Origin of the sequence: Pseudomonas sp. Seg1, assembly GCF_018326005.1 — a bacterium.
GTDB lineage: Bacteria > Pseudomonadota > Gammaproteobacteria > Pseudomonadales > Pseudomonadaceae > Aquipseudomonas.
The window spans coordinates 2,157,130-2,178,566 of sequence record NZ_AP021903.1; the positions used below are offsets into that span (position 1 = coordinate 2,157,130).

The window sequence follows — 21,437 nt, forward strand, 5'->3', positions numbered from 1 at the left end:
TGTTGAAAACCAAGCAAGCGCTCGGTTAAGTTCGGCGAACCCTTCCGTGGAGCTCGCCCATGCCTGCCTTTCAGGAATACTTCGACCCCAGCCACCAAATGGTCCGCGACAGCGTCAGACGTTTCGTCGAGCGCGAGATCCTGCCGGACATCGATCAGTGGGAAGAAGCCGAGAGCTTCCCCCGTGAGCTGTACCTGAAGGCCGGCGCCGCCGGCATCCTTGGTATCGGTTACCCGGAAGTGCTCGGCGGCAGTCATGAAGGCGACCTGTTCGCCAAGGTCGCCGCCAGTGAGGAGTTGATGCGCTGCGGCTCCGGCGGGCTGGTGGCGGGGCTGGGGTCGCTGGATATCGGTCTGCCACCGATCATCAAATGGGCCCGCCCCGACGTCCGTGACCGCGTCGTGCCCCAAGTGCTCAGCGGCGAAAAGATCAGCGCCCTGGCGGTTACCGAGCCCGGTGGCGGCTCCGACGTCGCCAATCTGCAGACCCGCGCCGTGCGTGACGGCGATTTCTACCGCGTCAGCGGTAGCAAAACCTTTATCACCAGTGGTGTGCGCGCCGATTACTACACTGTCGCGGTGCGCACCGGAGCGCCGGGTTTCGCCGGCATCAGTCTTCTATTGATCGAGAAGGGAACGCCGGGCTTCACCGTCGGCCGTGAGTTGAAAAAAATGGGCTGGTGGGCGTCAGACACCGCCGAGTTGTTCTTCGACGATTGCCGCGTGCCTGTGGGCAATCTGATCGGCGCCGAGAACATGGGCTTCGCCTGCATCATGGGCAACTTCCAGAGTGAACGGCTGGCGCTGGCGCTGATGGCCAACATGACCGCGCAGTTGGCGCTGGAAGAGAGTCTGAAGTGGGCCCGCGAGCGCGAAGCTTTCGGCAAACCGATCGGCAAGTTCCAGGTGATCAAGCATCGTCTGGCCGAGATGGCCACGGCGCTGGAAGTGTCGCGGGAATTCACTTATCGGCAAGCGGCGAAAATGGCGGCGGGGCAGAGTGTGATCAAGGAGATCTCCATGGCCAAGAATTTTGCTACGGACACCTCGGACCGAATCACTACCGAAGCCGTGCAGATTTTGGGTGGTCTGGGTTACATGCGCGAGAGTCTGGTGGAGCGGCTGTATCGGGATAACCGCATCTTGTCGATTGGCGGCGGGACGCGAGAGGTGATGAACGAGATCATCAGCAAGCAGATGGGGCTTTGATCTTCGGTGTTGCGGCTGGCTTCATCGTTGGCAAGCCAGCTCCCACAGTGATTCAGGTTGTTCACAAAGGTTGTGTACACCAAAAAACCTGTGGGAGCTGGCTTGCCAGCGATGGCGTCAGTGGGAGCGCCGCTTACTTGTCAGTCAGGGCAAACTGCGTCAGACAGAAGGTAGGGATGCCCATATCTTCCAGACGCTGCGAGCCACCCAGCTCCGGCAAATCGATAATCGCCGCCGCCTCATGCACGCGCGCGCCCATGCGGCGAATCAGGTTGGCCGCTGCAATCAGTGTCCCGCCAGTGGCGATCAAATCATCGAACATCACCACTGAATCGCCTTCGCACAGGCTGTCGGCGTGCACTTCCAGGAAGGCTTCGCCGTATTCGGTCGCGTAACCCTCGGCCAACACGTCCGCCGGCAGTTTGCCTTGTTTGCGGAACAGCACCAGCGGCTTGTTCAGTTGATAAGCCAGCACCGAACCGATCAGGAAACCCCGGGCATCCATCGCACCGATGTGGGTGAAGTCGGCTTCGACGTAACGGTGGGCGAAACTATCCATCACCAGGCGCAGAGCCGTCGGCGACTGAAACAGTGGGGTGATGTCGCGAAAGATCACGCCCGGTTTCGGGAAGTCGATCACGGGGCGGATCAGGGATTTGATGTCGAAGGAGTCGAAGACCATCGTCGAGTTGTCCTGGCAGGGCTGCAAACGGCGCAGTATACCCGCGGCTGAAACGATGCGCTCGGCCGCGGGTCGAGATCAGCCGTCGAGCGAGCCACCCGCCAGGGCGCAGAGCTGGATCGGGTCGAGGATGTGGATCTCTTTGCCTTCTGCGGCGATCAGTTCGTTCTGCTGGAAACGGGTGAATACACGGGACACGGTTTCCACCGCCAGGCCAAGGTAGTTGCCGATTTCATTGCGCGACATGCTCAGGCGGAACTGATTGGCCGAGAAACCGCGAGCGCGGAAGCGCGCCGACAGGTTGACGAGGAATGTTGCGATGCGTTCGTCGGCGGTTTTCTTCGACAACAACAGCATCATCTGCTGGTCGTCGCGGATTTCCCGGCTCATCACGCGCATCAACTGGCGGCGCAACTGCGGCAGTTGCAGGGCCAGTTCGTCGAGGCGTTCGAAAGGAATTTCGCAGACCGAGGTGGTTTCCAGCGCCTGGGCGGAAACCGGATGTTTCTCGGTGTCCATGCCGGACAGGCCGACCAGTTCGCTCGGCAGGTGGAAGCCCGTGAGTTGCTCCTCGCCAGTGTCGCTCAGGCTGAAGGTCTTCAGGGCGCCGGAGCGTACTGCATAAACGGAATCGAACGTGTCGCCCTGACGGAACAGGAACTCGCCTTTTTTCAACGGGCGGCCGCGTTTAACGATTTCGTCCAGCGCATCCATGTCTTCCAGATTCAAAGAAAGTGGCAGGCAGAGAGGGGCCAGGCTGCAATCCTTGCAATGGGCCTGGTTGTGAGCGCGCAGTTTAACTGGCTCGGACATTTCTTTAATCCTTGTGGGAAAACACACATAAGCCGTAAGGGTAACCCACGGGAGGACATTCAGGCCAGCGTGTGGCGAGTTTGTCCCACGGGCGTAAAGCCGCAGGGCAACTGGCCGATAAACTGTCATCACACCCTATTCAAGGAACCGCTTCGATGGCTGCCATTGGTACGCTGGGCCCCGGTAGCAGCGGCGTTGAGGCAACGTCGGAAGCGTTTAAAAACGCGTCCGACAAGGACCGAAATGCCGACTCGACGACAGACGCAACCCCGACCTTGGTCGAAGGCGTCAAAGTGTCGCTGTCCGGAGCCTCCATCGAGAAATCGGCGGGGGCGGGTGGCGACAATCGGGACATCGAAGAAAGCGGTTTGCCCGAGGACATCCAGCAATTGCTGAAGATGATCCGCAAGCTGCAAAAAGAGATTGCCGAGAAAAAGGCGCAGATCGAAAAGATCATGGCCGACAAGCGCCTTTCCAACGAAGAGAAAATCATCAAGGTTGCCAGCCTGCGTGGCGCCATTGCCGCGTTGAACACCGGTTTGATTACCGCCAATCTGGCTTTGTCGAAAGTGGTCGGCCAGTCGGGCCTGACGTCCGAGCAAAACATGAAAGTCGGTTCGCTGCTGATGAAAAACTAAATCACCCGCGAGAACCGCTGGCGGTTCTGCTGTTCGAGGTAAGCGTCGAACACCATGCACACCGAACGCACCAGCAAACGTCCCGCCGGCAATACTTCGATCCGCTCGCTGTCCAGCGTGATCAGGCCATCCTTGGCCATGCCTTGCAGTTGCGGCCACAGCGCGCCGAAGTAGCCTTGGAAATCGATGTTGAACGCTTGCTCGATCGCGGCGAAGTCCAGATTGAAATTGCAGATCAGTTGCTGGATCACCGCGCGACGCAGCCGGTCATCGGCATTGCACACCAGGCCACGACTGGTTGCCAGTTGCGCGGACGCGAGGGTGTTCTGGTATTCGTTGAGATCGCTGCTGTTCTGGCAATACAGGTCACCGATCTGGCTGATCGCCGACACCCCCAGACCAATCAGATCGCAATGGCCGTGTGTGGTGTAGCCCTGGAAGTTGCGTTGCAGGGTTTGTTCTTCCTGGGCAATCGCCAGCTCATCGTCGGGCAGGGCAAAGTGGTCCATGCCGATGTAGCGGTAACCGGCGGTGGTCAGTTGCTCGATGGTGCGCTGGAGCATGTCCAGTTTCTGCGTCGGACTTGGCAGTTCGTTGCCATTGATCCTTCGCTGCGGCATGAAGCGTTCCGGCAGGTGCGCGTAGTTGAACACCGAGAGCCGATCCGGTTGCAGGCTGATGACTTCCTCGACGGTGCGGGCAAAGTTGTCCGGGGTCTGCTTGGGCAAGCCGTAGATCAGGTCGATGTTGATCGAGCGAAATTGCAGGGTGCGTGCTGCGTCGATCACGGCGCGGGTTTCTTCCAGGCTTTGCAGGCGATTGACCGCCCGTTGCACCGCCGGATCAAGGTCTTGCAGGCCGATACTGACCCGGTTGAAACCCAGTTCGCGCAGCAGGCCCATGGTTGACCAGTCGGCTTCGCGAGGGTCGATCTCGATGCCGTAATCGCCGGAATCGTCATCCAGCAGATTGAAATGTTTGCGCAGGTGCGCCATCAACTGGCGTAGTTCGTCGTGGCTGAGGAAGGTCGGCGTGCCGCCGCCAAAGTGCAGCTGTTCGACTTTTTGCGCCGGGTCGAGGTGACAGGCGATCAGCTGGATTTCCTGCTCCAGGCGTTGCAGATACGGCAATGCGCGGCCGCGATCCTTGGTGATGACTTTATTGCAGGCGCAGTAGTAGCAAATGTTCGCGCAGAACGGCACGTGGACGTACAGCGACAACGGCCGCAAGGCCTTGCGGCTGTCGCGCAGGGCATGGAACAGGTCGAAGGTGCCGACCTGACTGTTGAATTGCACGGCCGTCGGATAAGAGGTGTAGCGCGGCCCCGCCAGGTCGTAGCGGCGGATCAGATCAGTGTCCCAACGAATGGCGTCGAGCATGCGGGCATTCCCCCGGATAGGCTGGCAGTGTGGCGAGTCTATCGGGGTGCGGCGATGGGGCTGTTGATTTGCATCAACGGTGGTTGAAGGCTTTGCCTGGTTTTTGTGGTGAGGGGATATCACTGGCTCAATTTCTTGGGTTCATATCAGTGCCCCATCAACCAATGCTGATGCGGGCCGGGCAGGGTCCAGATGCCGAACAGAATCACCAACAAACCACCTGCCATACGCACGCTACGCTTGCGCAACAGCGCCGTGACCCGCTCAGCCGCCAGACCGGTAGCCAGCAGCACCGGCCAGGTACCCAGCCCGAACGCCAGCATCAACAACGCGCTGTCCAGCGCATTGCCCTGGCTCGCCGACCACAGCAACGTGCTGTAAACCAGTCCGCACGGCAGCCAGCCCCACAGTGCGCCAAGCAGTAGCGCGCGGGGCAAACTCGACACCGGCAGCAAGCGGTTGGCCACCGGTTGGATGTAGCGCCACAAACCGCGGCCGAGGCTTTCGATGCGGGTCAGGCCGCTCCACCAACCGGCGAGATACAAACCCATGGCAATCAACAGCAGCCCGGCCAGCACGCGCATGAACAGTGCGGCGGGGCTGTTGGCCACCGCCCAGCCAGCAAGGCCGATCAGCAATCCGGCCGTGGCATAACTGAGGATTCGCCCCAGGTTGTACGCCAGCAGCAAACGAAAGCGCCGACTGCGTTGTTCCTTGGGAATCGCCAATGTCAGCGCGCCCATCAAGCCGCCGCACATCCCCAGGCAATGGCCGCCACCGAGCAGGCCGAGGATCAGCGCCGAGACCATCAGCGGCGCCAGTTCAAGCATGAGGTGGCGCCTTGTCGTCCGGTTTGTTCGGGTTGGCTTCATTGACGGCCGCGGTGTGGTTCGGGTCCTGATCGTCGAACAGGATGCTGTGGGCCGGGCCGTCGAGATCGTCGTACTGGCCGCTGTCCACCGCCCAGAAGAAGATGTACACGGCGATGGCCACAATCAGCAGCGCGGCCGGAATCATCACGTAGAGAGCTGGCATCTGTACTCCATGCCCGCGCGGCTCAGGCCGGCAGCGGGCGGGTTTCTGACGAGGTGCGGGCGGCTGGCGTGCTCGGCAGGCGAGTCAGGCGCAGGGCATTGAGCACCACGGTCAACGAACTGATCGACATGCCGACGGCGGCCCACACCGGGGTGATCCAGCCGAGGGCGGCGAACGGCAACATGAGGCCATTGTACAGCGCGGCCCACAGCAGGTTCTCGATGATTACCCGGCGAGTGCGCCGCGCCAAGGTGAACGCCTGCACCAAGGCGTCGAGACGGTTGGACAGCAGCACGGCATCGGCACTGGTTTTCGCCAGATCCGTGGCCGAGCCCATGGCCACACTGATATCGGCGGCCGCCAGCACCGGCACATCGTTGACCCCGTCGCCGAGCATCAACACTTTGCGACCTTCCTTGTGCAACTGTTGCAGCACTTGCAGTTTGTCGTCCGGGCGCAGGCCGCCATGGGCCTCGTCGATACCCAGTTCGGCGGCGACACTGGCGACCATCGGCGAGCTGTCACCGGACAGCAGCAAGGTACGCCAGCCACGGGCCTTGCATGCCGCGAGCAGGGCGGGGGCATCGTCGCGCAAGCGGTCATCAAGAACGAACCACGCCAGCGGCCCGGAGCTGTCACCGAGCAGCAGCCATTGGCCCGGTTCATCCGGCATCACTGGCAAAGGTGAGCCACTGAGGGCGCAGACAAATGCCGCCTGACCGATGCGCAAACGTTGCTCGCCGACCAGACCTTCAAGGCCCAGGCCCGGGGTGCTGTGGACTTCTTCCGCTGCCAGCGGTGCGCGGCCGAAAGCACGGGCGATCGGGTGTTCGGAACGGTTTTCCAGTGCAGCGGCGAGGCTCAGGCATTGATCGCTGTCCTGCGCCCCCAGCGGACGGATCGAGCGCAGTACCAAGCGACCTTCGGTGAGGGTGCCGGTTTTGTCGAAGATCACCGTATCAATCTGATTCAACCCTTCCAGCACATGACCGCGAGTCAGCAACAGACCGAGTTTGTGCAGGGTGCCGGTGGCGGCCGTAAGCGCGGTCGGCGTTGCCAGTGACAAGGCGCAAGGGCAAGTGGCGACGAGCATGGCGAGGACAATCCAGAAGGCGCGTGACGAATCCAGCTCCCACCACAACAGGCCGATGGCGGCTGCGGCGATCAGTGACAACAGCAGAAACCATTGCGCGGCGCGATCGGCGATTTCCGCCAGGCGCGGTTTTTCTGCCTGGGCGCGATCGAGCAAACGGACGATGGCCGACAGGCGCGTGTCTTGTCCGAGCGCCTGCACTTCAACGGTCAGCGCGCCTTCGACATTGAGCGTGCCCGCCGTCACCGCTTCACCCGGCATGCGTGGCTGCGGCAGGTATTCGCCGGTCAGCAACGATTCGTCGATGCTCGATTGGCCGTCGAGGATCTTGCCGTCCGCCGGCAGGATCGAGCCCGGTTGCACCAGAATGTGGTCGCCCAGGCGCAGTTCGCTGAGCAGGATGCGTTCGCTCTGGCCGGCTGCATCCAGACGCAGGCATGAGGCCGGCAACAGGTTCACCAATTGCGCGGTGGCAGCGGCGGTGCGCTCGCGGGCGCGGCGCTCCAGATAGCGTCCGGCGAGCAGAAACAGCGCGAACATGCCGACCGCATCGAAATACAACTCACCGACGCCGGTGATCGACGTCCAGATCCCGGCGATGTAAGCGCTGCCGATGGCCAGCGATACCGAGACGTCCATGGTCAGGTGCCGCGTGCGCAAATCGCGCATCGCCCCTTTAAAAAAAGGTGCGCAGCTGTAGAACACGATCGGCGTGGTCAGAAACAATGCGACCCAACGCAGGATCGTGTGCAGCTCCGGGCTGAGGTCGATGTTGAATTCCGGCCAGGTCGCCATGGTCGCCATCATTGCCTGGAACCACAGCAGCCCGGCCACCCCGAGCTGGCGCAGGGCCAGGCGGTTTTCGCTGGCCAGTTGTTCGCTGGCGCGGTCGGCTTGATAGGGGTGCGCGGCGTAACCGATGTGACGCAGTTCCGCGAGCATCTGGCTCAACGGCAATTGCCCATCGGCCCAGCGCACGTGCAGACGATGATTGGACAGGTTCAATCGCGCCTCGGCCACCGCTGGCAGCGTGCGCAGATGTTTCTCGATCAGCCAGCCGCAGGCGGCGCAACTGATGCCTTCCATCAGCAGGGTGGTTTCGGCGAGTTCGCCGTCATGACGGACGAAAGGTTTTTGCACATCGGCGCGGTCGTACAGCGCCAGTTCGTCAACCAATTGCACCGGCAGCGCTTCGGGGTTGGCCGAGGCTTCACTGCGGTGCTGGTAATAGCTTTCCAGGCCTCCGGCGACGATGGCCTCTGCCACTGCCTGACAACCTGGGCAGCAGAATTCGCGGGGCTCCCCGAGAACGACAGCGGTGAAGCGGCTGCCGGTCGGGACGGGCAGGGCGCAGTGGTAGCAGGGGGTTGGACTGGTCATGGATCGTGTTCCGATGATCGTTCCCACGCTCGGCGTGGGGATGCCTCCCCGGACGCTCCGCGTCCGCTTCGGCTGGGACGCGGAGCGTCCTTGGCTGCGTTCCCACGCCGAGCGTGGGAACGATCAGAGTCAGGCTTATTTTTTGAGATCTTCGGCGCCTTGCAGCGGCTCATCACCGAGCAGCAACTCCTTGTCATGGCTGACCAGTTCTTCTTCGAACATGCGCCAGACGTGGTCATCCTGAGACCCCAGCAGCTCGACAAAGCGGCGGCCTTCGATCTTGTCGTTGAGTTGGCCGATGTAGCGCCCGGTTTCTGTTTTGCTGCGGACCAGAACAATCTTGCGATCCTTCTCCGGCTGGGTTGGCGAGATAAGGTTCAGCTCCAGCCTGCCCGGTTGGCTGTCACCGCTCAAACGCAGGTCGACTTCGCCCGTCACGTCATCCAGATGCACCGCAGCGCGCATTTTCAGGTTCTGCGCGAGCAACTCGCGATCCAGCGAACGATTGATGCCTTTGCCGGCCTCGTAGTAGTTGTCGTTGACCAGGTTGTCCGGGTTGTTCACCGCGATGGTCACCATGGACAGGGTCAAGGTCACCGAACAGGCCAGAATCCCGATGATGATCCACGGCCAGAGGTGCTTGTACCAGGGACTTGCGGCGTTTGCGGCGGGCATGTTCAGTTCTCTCAACGGATTTGTGGGCCGATGAATCGGCTCTTGGCTTCAACGTGGACGCTGTCGTCATCGGCATCCTTGAGGATGAATTTCACCTCGTTGGTGCTCGATGGCAGTTGTTCCGGTGCGCTCGACAGTTCGACTGGCATGCTGATGATGTCGCCGGCTGCCACTTTGATCTCGCGTTTGCCTTGCAGGCGCAGATCCGGCAAACCGGCGGCTTCCAGCACATAGGTGTGATCGCGCTGGTCCTTGTTCATGATCTTCAGGCTGTAGACGTTTTCGATCCGGCCTTCGGCGTTCTCGCGGTACAACACGCGGTCCTTGCTGACATCGAAACCGACCAGCGAACGCATGAAGAACGCGGTCACCAGCAGGCTGATCATCGCCAGCAATACCACGGCGTAGCCGATCAGGCGTGGCCGCAGTTTATGGGTTTTCTGCCCGGACAGGTTGTGCTCGGTGGTGTAGCTGATCAGGCCGCGCGGGTAGTCCATCTTGTCCATGATGCTGTCACAGGCATCGATGCACGCAGCGCAACCGATGCACTCGATCTGCAGGCCGTCGCGGATGTCGATGCCAGTCGGACAGACCTGAACGCACATGGTGCAGTCGATGCAGTCGCCCAGGCCCATGGCCTTGTAGTCGACGCCTTTCTTGCGCGGGCCACGGCTTTCGCCACGACGCGGGTCGTAGGAAACGATCAGGGTGTCCTTGTCGAACATCACACTCTGGAAGCGCGCATACGGGCACATGTAGATGCACACCTGCTCACGCAACCAGCCGGCGTTGCCGTACGTGGCGAGGGTGAAAAAACCGACCCAGAAATACGACCAGCCATCGGCCTGGCCGGTGAAGAATTCGAACGCCAGTTCGCGGATCGGTGAGAAATAGCCAACGAAGGTCATGCCGGTAACGAAACCGATCAGCAACCACAGCGCGTGTTTGGCAAATTTGCGCGCAAATTTGTTGGCGCTCATCGGCGCCTTGTCGAGCTTGATGCGCTGGTTGCGGTCGCCTTCGGTGACCTTCTCGCACCACATGAAAATCCATGTCCACACGCTTTGCGGGCAGGTGTAGCCGCACCACACACGGCCGGCATACACGGTGATGAAGAACAGGCCGAACGCGGCAATGATCAACAGGCCCGAGAGCAGAATGAAATCCTGCGGCCAGAAAGTCGCGCCGAAGATGAAGAACTTGCGCTCGGGCAGGTTCCACCACACGGCCTGATGACCGCCCCAGTTCAGCCAGACCGTACCGAAATACAGCAGGAACAGCGCGGCACCGCCCATCATCCGCAGATTGCGGAACAGACCGGTGAAGGCACGGGTGTAGATTTTTTCTCGAGAGGCGTAGAGATCGACGCTGTTATTCGCGTTTTTGCTGGGTGGCGTGACGTCGTGTACCGGAATCTGGTTGCTCATCATTGCATCCCACGGCAGTGGAAAAATGCCTCGGTCGATACGTGCCGGCCGGGGTCAGAAAGGCGTTGCAGTGGCGCAATGATACGCCTGTCACGCCGACGAACGGGTGCGACCTTTGGTCGCGTTGGGGGAAGGGTTCAAATGGTGTAGCAGATGTAACAAGTCCTGACCCAGATCAATTGACTATAGACGATGCATGAGACTCGCTCTGGCGAGCGAGTCCCTGCTTTGCTCAGATCAGCCTTCCGCCGCCGAGACTGTCGAGCCCGCTGCCGGGGGTTTTTTTGACCACGTCGACGGTTGTGGCGTCATCACTCTCCTGGTGCTGCGTATTGGAGGGTTCGTTATCAGAGTTGAAATAGGTGAAATCCTCTTGGGATTGCACACAATCATGATCAGCTTCTCGCATGTTTATCTTCCTTGGAATCTATTGATATATGAGGCGCTCTGACAATAAGTCTCAGGCGCCGATAAAAGTTACTGTTCGCTGAAAGTCGAGTCTAGCGGATATTCGTCTCATTTTATGAATGCCTGTGTAATGAGAAACTTTACCTTAGTTGCGTTTCGCAAGTTGGTTGGTGTCGGGGCGACATAAAATAAATTAATTAATTCGTACGGTATGTTTGAGGATTGCAAGGTTTTCTAATAGCGTGAAAGTTGACGGCATGAGGTCGTCAGTTTATTCGACTAAATGGAAGTGTTATGTGATGGTTATTAATAAAGTGGCAAGCTTGATTGTAGGGGTGTTTTTATTGTTTTCGGTTTTTATGGCCCATGCATTGCCGGATGCACCGAAGCACATGGTGTTCGCATCGGACACGCAATATCCCTGGACAGACAAGACGGACAGCAGAACACATGAATCCGCTGAGGAGTTCACGAAACGTTCGAAGTGGCTGGTGGAAAGTCAACTGGCAAGTATCGCTGACTTTCGAATCCGCAACGGATCGCAGTCAACGATCCCTTTGATGATTAATGGTGACATCACTGCGTTCGGTCATGGCTGGCAGCGTGACTATATGGCGTCGGCGTTAAAGAGGCACTTCGGAACGGATTACCTGTATGGCCTGGGTAATCATGACTATGAAAATAACGTCGATGACTGTTTCAGCAATAGTTGTGCGGCCGGCAGTATTGTTGCTTTCAAGGAACATCATGAAGGCAAGGTGGGCAGCTTTGATCTGAAGATTACTGGCAGCGCAGTAAACAGGCTTTATTCGGGGAGCCTCGCTTACTCCAAGACCATTGATGACGTGCACCTGGTGCAGCTCAATAACGAGCCTACTTACACGAGAAAAATTTCCAGTGTCTGGAACCCCACCACTTTCGACATCACCAGTGCACTGGACTGGCTTGAGAACGATCTCCGGCTGGCGAGAGCTGGGGGGTACTCCATCATCATAAACATGCACAAACCGCTGGAAATGAAGGACGCCAGCCAGCAGAAGCGCTTTATCGAAATGGTCAAGAAATATGAAGTCACTGCGGTATTTGCTGGCCATCTGCACAAGGACGGTGGTAGTTCCTATTGGTTGGGGAATGTGCCGATGTACCTGAGTGGTGCCACTTCTCAACAGACTTACCTGATCACCAGCTTTACCGAGGATCGCAAGCAATTGCAGATCTATCTGGTGAAGGACAATCAATGGCAGAAACGGGAGTTGATAGACACCATTCCCGTGAAATCCATCAGGGCCAATCGGCCATAAAAAAAACGGCCCCGTTGGATGACTGGCGGGGTCTTCTCAAGCCGGTAGTTTGTAACGTCGGTATCACTGGGGCTTCACCGTTAAAGGACTAATTCGTCAATCCCATGGGTTGATGAGTGCCACGCCACTGTTTTGAAAATCGCCGATATTTCGGGTCACCACCGTAAGACCGTGAACCAAGGCAGTCGCAGCGATCAGCGCATCGCTTTCACTGGCGCGATCCGGAACGTGCAGGCTGGCACAGCGAACGGCGACAGCCACGTCGATAGGTAGGATTCTTGTGTCGAAGGCGGGGACAACGTGTCGCTTCAACCAGCGGCGCAGTACCTTTCCCTGGTCGGGGTCGCGGCGCTCTATCCGCAGCACCCCTGTCTCCAGCTCCATCAAAGTAATCACTGAAATAAACATGCTTGGAGCAGAAGTACTCTTGGCCCAGGCGACGACATTCGCGTCAGCCTGAGGTTTGCGCAGTTCGGAAATCACATTTGTGTCGAGTAAATACATTCAGGACAGATCCACAGGGCGGTGAGTGATCACGGCACGCTCGGTTTCGAAGTCGATGTCTGCCGATTCAGGCATGACTAACAGGTCGACAATGCTCGCGTTCGTACCCATCAATTTCTGGTACTCCTCAATGCTTAGCAGTACGTGAGCGGGCTTGCCACGGTCAGTGATGATAACCGGCCCCTGACGCGAGGCTTTTTTGGCACTGCTTGTGTCTTGATTGAATTCGCGGCTTGAAATGGTGGTGATGGCCATCATGAAGATCCCCCTGAACATGGTTTGTAGAAACGTTACTACCTTGTTCGGCGTGCAGCAACCTCCGTGCCCTACAGAAAATAACCACTGGTCTTTCGATGGGGGGAAGTAGAGGCAAAAAGGCCCCGCCAATTCTCATTGGCGGGGCCTTTTTGTTGCTTCAAGCGTCGGCCTTACTCGGCGTTCGCTTCCGGTGCTTTTTCACCGTGGGACAAGCTGTAAACGTAAGCCGCCAGCAGGTGCACCTTGTCGTTGCCTTGCAGTTGTTCCTGCGCTGGCATCTGGCCCTGACGGCCGTAACGGATGGTCTGCTGCAGTTGCGCAAAGCTCGAACCGTAGATGAACGCGCCCGGGTGAGTCAGGTCAGGCGCGCCCATGGCCGGGGTGCCTTTACCGGCTGGGCCGTGGCAAGCCACGCAGTTGGCAGCGAACAGTTTGCCGCCGTTGGCCGGGTCGGCCTTGGTGCCTTCCGGCAATTTGCGGCCATCGAGGTTGGTCACGACAAACGCTGCCACGTCGGCCACGCCTTGCTCACCAATGACTTCAGCCCAGGCCGGCATCACCGCGTGGCGACCGCCCATGATGGTGGTCTTGATGGTTTCCGGCTCACCGCCCCAGCGCCAGTCGGCATCGGTCAGGTTCGGGAAACCGTAAGCACCCTTGGCGTCGGAACCATGGCAGACCGAGCAGTTGGAGGCGAACAGGCGGCCACCCATCTTCAGGGCTTGCGGGTCTTTGGCCACTTCTTCGATCGGCATGGCGGCGAACTTGGCGAAGATCGGACCGAACTTGGCGTCCGAGCGCGCCATTTCCTTTTCCCACTCGTGAACGCCGGTCCAGCCAGTCTGGCCGTTGGCGAACGCTGTCTGCTTGTCGGTATCGAGGTAGTTGTAGCCCGGCAACAGGCCTTTCCAGTTACCCAGACCCGGGTACAGCACCAGATAACCCAAGGCGAAGACGATGGTGCCGACGAACAGCATGAACCACCATTTCGGCAGTGGGTTGTCGTACTCCTCGATCCCGTCGAAGGAGTGCCCGACCGTCTCGTCCGTCTGTTCGCTGCGCTGGCCCTTGCGGGTCGACAGCAGCAGCCAGGTCAGGGAAAAGATCGTACCGAGACTGAGGACTGTGACGTACAGACTCCAGAATGTAGTCATTCTTTGTTACTCCTAGAAGCTTGCTCGACGTGCTTGATGGCTTCGGGATCATCCGCAAAAGGCAACAAGGTCGCGTCTTCAAACTCCGACTTACGCTTGGGGCTGAACACCCACATCGCCAGACCGATGAAGGCCACCATCACAACAACGGTGCCCAGGCCACGAATCATCCCGATATCCATCTAGATCACCGTTTGCTTTTGATGATGGTGCCCAGGCCTTGCAGGTAGGCCACCAGCGCGTCCATTTCGGTTTTGCCCTTCACGGCAGCCTGTGCACCAGCGATATCTTCGTCGGTGTAAGGAACGCCGAGCGTGCGCAACACTTCCATTTTCTTGGCCGTGTCTTTGCCGTCGAGCTTGTTTTCCACGAGGAACGGGTAAGCCGGCATTTTCGACTCAGGCACCACGTTGCGCGGGTTGTACAAGTGCGCACGCTGCCAGTCATCGGAGTAACGACCGCCCACACGGGCCAGGTCCGGGCCGGTACGCTTGGAACCCCACAGGAACGGGTGATCCCAGACACTTTCACCGGCAACCGAATAGTGGCCATAGCGTTCGGTTTCCGCACGGAACGGACGGATCATCTGCGAGTGGCAGCCGACACAGCCGTTGGCGATATAAACGTCGCGGCCTTCCAGTTCCAGCGCCGAGCGTGGCTTCATGCCTTCGACCGGCTTGTTGGTGACGTCCTGGAAAAACAGCGGAACGATTTGGGTCAGGCCGCCAACGCTGACGGCGATGACCATGAAGAAGGCCAGCAGGCCAATGTTCTTCTCGACAGCTTCATGCTTCATCAGTGAGCTCCAACGACAGCGATCTGGGCGGCGGCTTCGGCTTCAGCCGGGTTCGAGGCGCGCACGGTGCGCCAGACGTTGTAAGCCATCAACAGCATGCCGCTGGCGAAGAACGCACCGCCCAGGGCACGGACGATATAGCCCGGGTGGCTGGCCTGCAGCGCCTCAACGAACGAGTAGGTGAGGGTGCCGTCATCGTTGATTGCACGCCACATCAGGCCCTGCGTGATGCCGTTGACCCACATCGAGGCGATGTACAGAACGGTACCGATGGTCGCGAGCCAGAAGTGCGCGTTGATCAGGCCAACGCTGTGCATCTGCGCACGACCGAACAGTTTCGGGATCATGTGGTAGATCGCGCCGATCGAGATCATTGCTACCCAGCCGAGAGCGCCGGCGTGGACGTGGCCGATGGTCCAGTCGGTGTAGTGCGAGAGCGAGTTGACGGTCTTGATCGCCATCATCGGACCTTCGAAGGTCGACATGCCGTAGAACGCCAGCGACACCACGAGGAAACGCAGGATCGGGTCGGTGCGCAGCTTATGCCAGGCGCCCGACAGGGTCATCATGCCGTTGATCATGCCGCCCCAGCTTGGCGCCAGCAGGATGATCGACATTGCCATGCCCAGCGATTGTGCCCAATCCGGCAGGGCGGTGTAGTGCAGGTGGTGCGGGCCGGCCCAGATGTACAGGGTGATCAATGCCCAGAAGTGCACGATCGACAGGCGATAGGAGTAGATCGGACGTTCGGCCTGTTTCGGCACGAAGTAGTACATCATCCCGAGGAAACCGGTGGTGAGGAAGAAGCCCACCGCGTTGTGGCCGTACCACCACTGGATCATCGCGTCGGTTGCGCCCGAGTAGGCGGAGTAGGACTTGAAGAAGCTCACCGGCAAGGACGCGTGGTTGACGATGTGCAGCATCGCGGTCACGACGATGAACGCGCCGTAGAACCAGTTACCCACGTAGATATGCTTGGTCTTGCGCTTGGTGATGGTGCCGAAGAACACCAGACCGTAGGTGACCCAGACAATGGCCAGCAGAATGGCGAGCGGCCATTCCAGTTCCGCGTATTCCTTGGTGGTGGTGTAACCCAGCGGCAAGGTAATGATCGCGCCGACGATCACCGCTTGCCAGCCCCAGAAGGTGAAGGCCGCGAGGCTGTCGGAAATCAGTCGCGTCTGGCAGGTTCGCTGCACGACATAGTAGGAAGTGGCAAACAGTGCACAACCACCGAAGGCGAAAATCACCAGGTTTGTGTGCAACGGGCGCAGGCGTCCAAAGCTCGTCCACGGCAGACCGAAGTTCAATTCCGGCCAGACCAGTTGCGAGGCGATGAAGACACCGAGCCCCATGCCAAGGATCCCCCAGACCACCGTCATGATGGCGAACTGGCGGACTACCTTATAGTTATAAGCAGTCGGACTGATTGCTGTGCTCATTCTAAGGTTCCACGGTTTGGGTGTTTTATTAGGATTAAAATCGGCCGCAAGTATGCAGAGAGCAGGGGGTCATTGCAACGCGCCATGACCTGGGTCAATGCTTTCCAACGCTGATTCTGCGGCCTTTCCATGCGCCGCGTAAGGACAAAATTGGCCTCGGACAAAATGTCGCAGCGGACGAAAAAAGCGAGGGGTTCAGGTCGCTTGTAACGGGGTGTGTTCAAACGGCCTGTTCGGGTGACGGACGGCAAATGGCACGACAGCCGGTATCTACCGGCGTTTGCGGCCACGTCAGTCAGCCGGTTCGGAGAACACAGCGGTTAGCGTTGACCTGGAACCGGCACGAGCCAGTCCGCATCGACCAAGCGTAGACCCGAATCCGGGGAACCGAAAGGAGAGGGTGAAAAGGGGTGCGACAATGCGTCGCAAAGAGGCTGGATGCTGCCGCACCGAGAAAGGTGCGGCAGATGTTGCGCAATGCTTATTGCTTATTGTCTTCAGTAATAAGTTTTTCTGTATTCAATCCGTGAGACAGGCTGTACACATAAGCGGCCAGCAATTGCACTTTATCGTTACCCAGCAGTTCGTTCTGCGCCGGCATGTGGCCCTGACGACCATGGCGGATGGTCTGCTCAAGCTGCGTCAGGCTGGTGCCATAGATAAATCCGGCCGGGTGCGTCAGATTCGGCGCGCCCATGGCTTCAGTGCCGTGGCCGGTGGCCCCATGACAGGCTGTGCAAGTGGTGCTGAACGCTTGCTGTCCGGCTTGCAGATCAGCCTTGTTGTCCGCTGGCAGCGGCAGGCCGGCCAGTTCGTGACGCACGTAGGCGGCGACGTTCTTCACCCCCGCCTCACCGAGCACTTCGCCCCAGGCCGGCATCGCCGCCATCCGGCCACCCATGATGGTGGTCTTGATGGTCTCGGCGTCGCCGCCCCAGCGCCAGTCGCTGTCAGCCAGGTTAGGGAAACCGAACGCGCCTTTGGCGTCCGAGCCGTGGCACACCGAGCAGTTTGAGGCGAACAGACGACCGCCCATTTTCAGCGCCTGCGGATCCTTCGCCACTTCCTCTACCGGCATGGCGGCGAACTTGGCGAAGATCGGCCCGAACTTGGCGTCGGCCTTGTTCATTTCCTTTTCCCACTCGTGGACGCCGGTCCAGCCGTCCTCGTAACCGGGCAGGATGCCTTTCCAGTTGCCCAGGCCCGGATACAGGATCAGATAGCCCACGGAAAATACCAGCGTGCCGGCGAACAGCATGAACCACCACTGCGGCAGCGGGTTGTCGTACTCCTCGATGCCGTCAAAGCTGTGGCCCATGGTCTGGTCGACACTGCCCTTGGTCTCGCCCCGGCGGGTGCCGACCAGCAGCCATGTCAGGCCGATCAGGCTGCCGATGGTCAGTACGCAGATCCACGTACTCCAGAAGGTGGTCATGGCCGGGTACTCCTTGGTTCAGATACTGGGGTTGTGTCGGGTAGCGGTTCGTCGGCGAATGGCAGCAATCGCGCTTCGGCAAATTCCGGGGTGCGCTTGCGGTTGAACACCCACAGCGTCAGCCCGACGAAGGCGACGAACACCACGACCGTGCCGAGGCCGCGAATCAGGCCTGCACTCATTTCAATGACCATGGCTCACCTCTTGCTCTTGATCGCAGTGCCGAGCACTTGCAGGTAGGAGACGAGGGCGTCCATTTCGGTCTTGCCCTTGAGGCTGGCCACCGCGCCGTTGATGTCGTCGTCGGTGTACGGCACGCCGAGGGTGCGCATGGTCTTGAGCTTGGTTTCGGTGTGGCTGCTGTCGACCGCTTGCGTGACCAGCCATGGATAGGCCGGCATCTTCGATTCTGGTACGACGTTGCGCGGGTTGTACAAGTGCGCGCGGTGCCAGTCATCCGAGTAGCGCGCGCCGACCCGGGCGAGGTCCGGACCGGTACGTTTCGAACCCCACAGGAACGGGTGATCCCAGACGCTTTCACCGGCCACCGAGTAGTGCCCGTAGCGCTCGGTTTCGGCGCGGAACGGCCGGATCATCTGCGAATGGCAACCGACGCAGCCTTCGCGGATATAGATGTCGCGGCCTTCCAGTTGCAGCGCGGTGTAGGGCTTCATGCCTTCCACCGGTTTGTTGGTGACGTCCTGGAAGAACAGCGGGACGATCTGGGTCAGGCCGCCGATGCTCACGGCGAACACCATGAGCAACATCAACAGGCCGACGTTTTTTTCAATCGTTTCGTGTTTCATGGCGGACTCCTCAGGCCATCTGCGCGGCAGCAACGACGTCAGCAGGCTGCGAGGCCCGCACGGTGCGCCAGGTGTTGTAAGCCATCAGGAACATGCCGCTGAGGAAGATCGCCCCACCAATCAGCCGCACGACGAAGCCTGGGTGGCTGGCCACCAGGGTTTCGACGAAGGAGTAGGTCAGCGTGCCGTCCTCGTTCACTGCGCGCCACATCAGGCCTTGGGCGATGCCGTTGACCCACATCGAAGCGATGTAGAGCACGGTGCCGATGGTTGCGAGCCAGAAGTGCGCGTTGATCAGGCCGACGCTGTGCATCTGCTCTTTGCCGAAAATTTTCGGGATCATGTGGTACAGCGCGCCGATGGAAATCATCGCTACCCAGCCCAGAGCGCCGGCGTGTACGTGGCCGATGGTCCAGTCGGTGTAGTGGGAGAGGGCGTTAACGGTCTTGATCGCCATCATCGGACCTTCGAAGGTCGACATGCCGTAGAACGCCAGCGACACCACGAGGAAGCGCAGGATCGGGTCGCTGCGCAACTTATGCCACGCGCCCGAGAGGGTCATCATGCCGTTGATCATCCCGCCCCAGCTTGGCGCGAGCAGCACCAGCGACATCACCATGCCCAGCGACTGCGCCCAGTCCGGCAGCGCGGTGTAGTGCAGGTGGTGCGGGCCGGCCCAGATGTACAGGGTGATCAAAGCCCAGAAGTGCACGATCGACAGGCGATACGAATACACCGGACGTTCGGCCTGTTTCGGCACGAAGTAGTACATCATCCCGAGGAAACCGGCGGTGAGGAAAAAGCCTACGGCGTTGTGGCCGTACCACCATTGCACCATCGCGTCGGTTGCACCGGCGTACACCGAGTAGGACTTGGTGAAACTCACCGGCAACTCAAGGTTGTTGACGATGTGCAGAATCGCCACGGTGATGATGAATGCGCCGAAGAACCAGTTGCCCACATAGATGTGCTTGGTCTTGCGCTGCATGATCGTGCCGAAAAACACGATCGCGTAGGCGACCCAGACGATGGTGATCAGGATGTCGATCGGCCATTCCAGTTCGGCGTATTCCTTGGAACTGGTGTAACCCAGTGGCAGGCTGATCGCCGCCAGCAGGATCACCAGTTGCCAGCCCCAGAAGCAGAACGCGGCGATTTTTGGCGCAAACAATTGGGTTTGGCAGGTGCGTTGTACCGAGTAGAAGGAACTGGCGAACAGCGCACAGCCACCAAACGCGAAGATCACCGCGTTGGTGTGCAGTGGGCGCAGGCGGCCGAAACTGGTCCAGGGCAAATTGAAGTTGAGTTCGGGCCAGACCAATTGGGCCGCGAGAAAAACCCCGAGGCCCATGCCGACGATGCCCCACACCACCGTCATAATGGCGAATTGGCGGACCACCTTGTAGTTGTAGGCGGTACTGATAGAAGTGTTCATGGTTCCCCATCCACGGTTCAGCCGAAGTGAGCGCGCGCAAAACACGCGGCGAATCCTTCGTCTGGAGTTATAGGCAGACTAAAAGCGAGGCAAGCATGGACAAACAGCACAAGGCCAGTATTGACGGGGATCAATGGGCGCAGTGCGTGCTCGATCATGGGTGGCTTTGGGATGCCGCCAATGGTGAGGCTTCAGCGACGTTGATCCTTGCTCACGGTGCCGGTGCGCCGATGGATAGTGACTGGATGAACGACATGGCTGGGCGCCTTGCCGGGCTTGGGGTGAACGTGTTGCGGTTTGAGTTTCCGTATATGGCGCAGCGGCGTATCGACGGTGGCAAGCGTCCGCCGAACCCGGCGCCGAAACTGCTGGAATGCTGGCGCGAAGTGTTTGCCGAAGTGCGACGTCATGTCGCTGGGCCGCTGGGGATCGGCGGCAAGTCCATGGGCGGGCGAATGGCTAGTCTCTTGGCTGACGAATTGGGTGCCGATGCGTTGGTGTGTTTGGGCTATCCGTTTTATGCAGTGGGTAAACCGGAGAAACCTCGGGTTGAGCATTTGGCTGGTTTGCAGACTCGGACGTTGATTGTGCAGGGGGAGCGGGATGCGCTTGGCAATCGTGAGGCGGTCGAGGGGTATTCGTTAGCGCCGGGGATTGAGGTGTTGTGGCTGGCGGCTGGGGATCATGATTTGAAGCCATTGAAGGTTTCCGGGTTTACCCATGAACAGCATTTGGCCAGCGCCGCGCAGAAGGTAGCCGAGTTTCTCAAGGGTTAACCGAGATCCCGAACTGCATAAAGATCGGCTCCCTTTCCCCTCGCCCCCTTGGGGGCGGTCCGACGTTTCGGGAGGGCTGGGGTGAGGGGGATGGATCTTGGATGCGCCGCAGTTCTTCGTTTTGGGTGCATATCCATTGCTGCGGTAACGGCCACTTAGGGTTTCGCCCTTACGGCGACTCACTTTTTTTACAAACGCCTAAAAAAAGTAAGCAAAAAAACGCTTGCTCCAACGTTCGGCCCACTCGCTGGGGCTCGGGGTTCCTTCGCTCCGGGATCGATCCGGGCGCATCGCCTCCGGTTTGCTTCGCTGCACCTCCTCTCGATGTGTTTGGCTTCGCCAAACGGTCGCTGCGCTCCCACCCCCGGATCAATCCCTCCGCTCAGCCTTCCGACGTCGCCCGTGGATCAAGATCAAAAGCCGAAGCCGAGCTAACGCTCATCCTTTGAGTGGGGCGGCATGCGCCGCGTGCTTTACATAGATCAAAACTGTGGGAGCTGGCTTGCCAGCGATGGCGGCCTGCCAGCCGACCAGTTTCTAAATGAATGCACTCAATCCATCTGTAGGAGTGAGCCTGCTCGCGATGGCGGCCTGCCAGCCGACCAGTTTCTAACTGAATGCACTCAATCCATCTGTAGGAGTGAGCCTGCTCGCGATGGCGGCCTGACAGCCGACCAGTTTCTAAATGAACGCACTCAATCCATTGTGGGAGCTGGCTTGCCAGCGATGGCGGCCTGCCAGCCGACCAGTTTCTAACTGAATGCACTCAATCCATCTGTAGGAGCGAGCCTG

At 59.4% G+C, this 21,437-nt stretch carries 23 protein-coding genes; 4 read left to right on the forward strand and 19 right to left on the reverse strand.

Annotation, left to right across the window (positions count from 1 at the left end):
• The first annotated feature begins 59 nt into the window (after positions 1–59).
• Positions 60–1,208, forward strand: a complete 1,149-nt coding sequence (locus KI231_RS09625; RefSeq protein ID WP_213028083.1) for an acyl-CoA dehydrogenase family protein — start codon at positions 60–62, stop codon at positions 1,206–1,208.
• A 133-nt stretch (positions 1,209–1,341) separates the two neighbouring features.
• On the opposite strand, the gene KI231_RS09630 is transcribed toward KI231_RS09625, so the two are convergent.
• Both KI231_RS09630 and fnr read right to left on the reverse strand, forming a co-directional pair.
• Positions 1,342–1,890, reverse strand: a complete 549-nt coding sequence (locus tag KI231_RS09630) for an adenine phosphoribosyltransferase (RefSeq protein ID WP_027921719.1) — start codon at positions 1,888–1,890, stop codon at positions 1,342–1,344.
• A 78-nt stretch (positions 1,891–1,968) separates the two neighbouring features.
• A complete protein-coding gene (gene fnr / locus KI231_RS09635) occupies positions 1,969–2,703 on the reverse strand; it encodes a fumarate/nitrate reduction transcriptional regulator Fnr (RefSeq protein ID WP_103303904.1) in 735 nt (244 codons plus the stop codon).
• 155 nt (positions 2,704–2,858) lie between these two features.
• Between fnr and KI231_RS09640 the strand changes: the two genes are divergently transcribed.
• On the forward strand, positions 2,859–3,341 hold the full coding sequence (locus KI231_RS09640) for a hypothetical protein (protein ID WP_213028084.1): 483 nt from the start codon (positions 2,859–2,861) through the stop codon (positions 3,339–3,341).
• On the opposite strand, the gene hemN is transcribed toward KI231_RS09640, so the two are convergent.
• The 7 genes from hemN to KI231_RS09675 all read right to left on the reverse strand — a co-directional run bounded on the left by hemN (position 3,338) and on the right by KI231_RS09675 (position 10,739).
• The gene (gene hemN, locus KI231_RS09645; RefSeq protein WP_213028085.1) at positions 3,338–4,720 is read right to left on the reverse strand and encodes an oxygen-independent coproporphyrinogen III oxidase; all 1,383 of its coding nucleotides are present in this window, start codon (positions 4,718–4,720) and stop codon (positions 3,338–3,340) included. The genes KI231_RS09640 and hemN overlap by 4 nt on opposite strands.
• Before the next feature lie 146 nt (positions 4,721–4,866).
• Positions 4,867–5,550 (reverse strand): sulfite exporter TauE/SafE family protein, encoded by a 684-nt coding sequence (locus KI231_RS09650; protein WP_213028086.1) that lies wholly within the window; start codon positions 5,548–5,550, stop codon positions 4,867–4,869.
• Positions 5,543–5,755: a cbb3-type cytochrome oxidase assembly protein CcoS gene (gene ccoS, locus KI231_RS09655; RefSeq protein ID WP_213028087.1), complete on the reverse strand. Its 213-nt coding sequence runs from the start codon at positions 5,753–5,755 to the stop codon at positions 5,543–5,545. Before ccoS ends, KI231_RS09650 begins: the two co-directional genes overlap by 8 nt.
• 22 nt (positions 5,756–5,777) lie before the next feature.
• On the reverse strand, positions 5,778–8,228 hold the full coding sequence (locus tag KI231_RS09660) for a heavy metal translocating P-type ATPase (protein WP_213028088.1): 2,451 nt from the start codon (positions 8,226–8,228) through the stop codon (positions 5,778–5,780).
• Between the two features lie 135 nt (positions 8,229–8,363).
• Positions 8,364–8,903, reverse strand: a complete 540-nt coding sequence (locus KI231_RS09665) for a FixH family protein (RefSeq protein WP_213028089.1) — start codon at positions 8,901–8,903, stop codon at positions 8,364–8,366.
• Between the two features lie 11 nt (positions 8,904–8,914).
• Positions 8,915–10,330, reverse strand: coding sequence for a cytochrome c oxidase accessory protein CcoG (gene ccoG, locus KI231_RS09670; protein WP_213028090.1), 1,416 nt, complete (start codon positions 10,328–10,330; stop codon positions 8,915–8,917).
• A gap of 232 nt (positions 10,331–10,562) precedes the next feature.
• Positions 10,563–10,739: a hypothetical protein gene (locus KI231_RS09675; RefSeq protein ID WP_213028091.1), complete on the reverse strand. Its 177-nt coding sequence runs from the start codon at positions 10,737–10,739 to the stop codon at positions 10,563–10,565.
• Between the two features lie 298 nt (positions 10,740–11,037).
• Here KI231_RS09675 and KI231_RS09680 point away from each other — a divergent pair, with 298 nt between their 5' ends.
• Complete coding sequence (locus KI231_RS09680) at positions 11,038–12,039, forward strand: metallophosphoesterase family protein (protein ID WP_103303912.1); 1,002 nt, start codon at positions 11,038–11,040, stop codon at positions 12,037–12,039.
• 96 nt (positions 12,040–12,135) lie between these two features.
• Here KI231_RS09680 and KI231_RS09685 read toward each other — a convergent pair whose 3' ends face one another.
• The 10 genes from KI231_RS09685 to ccoN (KI231_RS09730) form a co-directional block, all read right to left on the reverse strand.
• Positions 12,136–12,543 carry a type II toxin-antitoxin system VapC family toxin gene (locus tag KI231_RS09685; RefSeq protein WP_103303913.1) on the reverse strand — a complete coding sequence of 136 codons (408 nt, stop codon included), beginning with the start codon at positions 12,541–12,543 and terminating at the stop codon, positions 12,136–12,138.
• A complete protein-coding gene (locus tag KI231_RS09690) occupies positions 12,544–12,798 on the reverse strand; it encodes a type II toxin-antitoxin system Phd/YefM family antitoxin (protein WP_213028763.1) in 255 nt (84 codons plus the stop codon).
• Positions 12,799–12,971: 173 nt separating this feature from the next.
• Positions 12,972–13,955 (reverse strand): cytochrome-c oxidase, cbb3-type subunit III, encoded by a 984-nt coding sequence (gene ccoP, locus KI231_RS09695; RefSeq protein WP_103303915.1) that lies wholly within the window; start codon positions 13,953–13,955, stop codon positions 12,972–12,974.
• A complete protein-coding gene (locus KI231_RS09700) occupies positions 13,952–14,137 on the reverse strand; it encodes a cbb3-type cytochrome oxidase subunit 3 (RefSeq protein ID WP_213028092.1) in 186 nt (61 codons plus the stop codon). The genes ccoP (KI231_RS09695) and KI231_RS09700 overlap by 4 nt, the downstream gene beginning before the upstream one ends.
• Positions 14,138–14,142: 5 nt before the next feature.
• On the reverse strand, positions 14,143–14,751 hold the full coding sequence (ccoO, locus tag KI231_RS09705; protein ID WP_103303916.1) for a cytochrome-c oxidase, cbb3-type subunit II: 609 nt from the start codon (positions 14,749–14,751) through the stop codon (positions 14,143–14,145).
• Entirely contained in the window at positions 14,751–16,193 is a 1,443-nt protein-coding gene (ccoN, locus tag KI231_RS09710; protein ID WP_103303917.1) for a cytochrome-c oxidase, cbb3-type subunit I, read from the reverse strand. The genes ccoO (KI231_RS09705) and ccoN (KI231_RS09710) overlap by 1 nt, the downstream gene beginning before the upstream one ends.
• A 481-nt stretch (positions 16,194–16,674) precedes the next feature.
• Complete coding sequence (gene ccoP / locus KI231_RS09715) at positions 16,675–17,628, reverse strand: cytochrome-c oxidase, cbb3-type subunit III (protein WP_103303918.1); 954 nt, start codon at positions 17,626–17,628, stop codon at positions 16,675–16,677.
• Positions 17,625–17,822 carry a cbb3-type cytochrome oxidase subunit 3 gene (locus KI231_RS09720; RefSeq protein ID WP_095189482.1) on the reverse strand — a complete coding sequence of 66 codons (198 nt, stop codon included), beginning with the start codon at positions 17,820–17,822 and terminating at the stop codon, positions 17,625–17,627. The genes ccoP (KI231_RS09715) and KI231_RS09720 overlap by 4 nt, the downstream gene beginning before the upstream one ends.
• A 3-nt stretch (positions 17,823–17,825) precedes the next feature.
• Positions 17,826–18,434, reverse strand: coding sequence for a cytochrome-c oxidase, cbb3-type subunit II (gene ccoO / locus KI231_RS09725; RefSeq protein ID WP_103303920.1), 609 nt, complete (start codon positions 18,432–18,434; stop codon positions 17,826–17,828).
• 10 nt (positions 18,435–18,444) lie between these two features.
• Positions 18,445–19,869 (reverse strand): cytochrome-c oxidase, cbb3-type subunit I, encoded by a 1,425-nt coding sequence (gene ccoN, locus KI231_RS09730; protein ID WP_025110370.1) that lies wholly within the window; start codon positions 19,867–19,869, stop codon positions 18,445–18,447.
• Between the two features lie 95 nt (positions 19,870–19,964).
• On the opposite strand from ccoN (KI231_RS09730), the gene KI231_RS09735 reads away from it, so the two are divergent.
• Positions 19,965–20,645, forward strand: a complete 681-nt coding sequence (locus KI231_RS09735; protein WP_213028093.1) for an alpha/beta family hydrolase — start codon at positions 19,965–19,967, stop codon at positions 20,643–20,645.
• The last annotated feature ends 792 nt before the right edge of the window (positions 20,646–21,437 follow it).

What these genes read in the sequence shown, in the direction of transcription:
- KI231_RS09625 (WP_213028083.1), top strand. Translation starts at nt 60, where the DNA reads ATGCCTGCCTTTCAGGAATACTTCGACCCCAGCCACCAAATGGTCCGC.
- KI231_RS09630 (WP_027921719.1), bottom strand. Translation starts at nt 1,890, where the DNA reads ATGGTCTTCGACTCCTTCGACATCAAATCCCTGATCCGCCCCGTGATC.
- fnr (WP_103303904.1), bottom strand. Translation starts at nt 2,703, where the DNA reads ATGTCCGAGCCAGTTAAACTGCGCGCTCACAACCAGGCCCATTGCAAG.
- KI231_RS09640 (WP_213028084.1), top strand. Translation starts at nt 2,859, where the DNA reads ATGGCTGCCATTGGTACGCTGGGCCCCGGTAGCAGCGGCGTTGAGGCA.
- hemN (WP_213028085.1), bottom strand. Translation starts at nt 4,720, where the DNA reads ATGCTCGACGCCATTCGTTGGGACACTGATCTGATCCGCCGCTACGAC.
- KI231_RS09650 (WP_213028086.1), bottom strand. Translation starts at nt 5,550, where the DNA reads ATGCTTGAACTGGCGCCGCTGATGGTCTCGGCGCTGATCCTCGGCCTG.
- ccoS (WP_213028087.1), bottom strand. Translation starts at nt 5,755, where the DNA reads ATGCCAGCTCTCTACGTGATGATTCCGGCCGCGCTGCTGATTGTGGCC.
- KI231_RS09660 (WP_213028088.1), bottom strand. Translation starts at nt 8,228, where the DNA reads ATGACCAGTCCAACCCCCTGCTACCACTGCGCCCTGCCCGTCCCGACC.
- KI231_RS09665 (WP_213028089.1), bottom strand. Translation starts at nt 8,903, where the DNA reads ATGCCCGCCGCAAACGCCGCAAGTCCCTGGTACAAGCACCTCTGGCCG.
- ccoG (WP_213028090.1), bottom strand. Translation starts at nt 10,330, where the DNA reads ATGAGCAACCAGATTCCGGTACACGACGTCACGCCACCCAGCAAAAAC.
- KI231_RS09675 (WP_213028091.1), bottom strand. Translation starts at nt 10,739, where the DNA reads ATGCGAGAAGCTGATCATGATTGTGTGCAATCCCAAGAGGATTTCACC.
- KI231_RS09680 (WP_103303912.1), top strand. Translation starts at nt 11,038, where the DNA reads ATGGTTATTAATAAAGTGGCAAGCTTGATTGTAGGGGTGTTTTTATTG.
- KI231_RS09685 (WP_103303913.1), bottom strand. Translation starts at nt 12,543, where the DNA reads ATGTATTTACTCGACACAAATGTGATTTCCGAACTGCGCAAACCTCAG.
- KI231_RS09690 (WP_213028763.1), bottom strand. Translation starts at nt 12,798, where the DNA reads ATGGCCATCACCACCATTTCAAGCCGCGAATTCAATCAAGACACAAGC.
- ccoP (WP_103303915.1), bottom strand. Translation starts at nt 13,955, where the DNA reads ATGACTACATTCTGGAGTCTGTACGTCACAGTCCTCAGTCTCGGTACG.
- KI231_RS09700 (WP_213028092.1), bottom strand. Translation starts at nt 14,137, where the DNA reads ATGGATATCGGGATGATTCGTGGCCTGGGCACCGTTGTTGTGATGGTG.
- ccoO (WP_103303916.1), bottom strand. Translation starts at nt 14,751, where the DNA reads ATGAAGCATGAAGCTGTCGAGAAGAACATTGGCCTGCTGGCCTTCTTC.
- ccoN (WP_103303917.1), bottom strand. Translation starts at nt 16,193, where the DNA reads ATGAGCACAGCAATCAGTCCGACTGCTTATAACTATAAGGTAGTCCGC.
- ccoP (WP_103303918.1), bottom strand. Translation starts at nt 17,628, where the DNA reads ATGACCACCTTCTGGAGTACGTGGATCTGCGTACTGACCATCGGCAGC.
- KI231_RS09720 (WP_095189482.1), bottom strand. Translation starts at nt 17,822, where the DNA reads ATGGTCATTGAAATGAGTGCAGGCCTGATTCGCGGCCTCGGCACGGTC.
- ccoO (WP_103303920.1), bottom strand. Translation starts at nt 18,434, where the DNA reads ATGAAACACGAAACGATTGAAAAAAACGTCGGCCTGTTGATGTTGCTC.
- ccoN (WP_025110370.1), bottom strand. Translation starts at nt 19,869, where the DNA reads ATGAACACTTCTATCAGTACCGCCTACAACTACAAGGTGGTCCGCCAA.
- KI231_RS09735 (WP_213028093.1), top strand. Translation starts at nt 19,965, where the DNA reads ATGGACAAACAGCACAAGGCCAGTATTGACGGGGATCAATGGGCGCAG.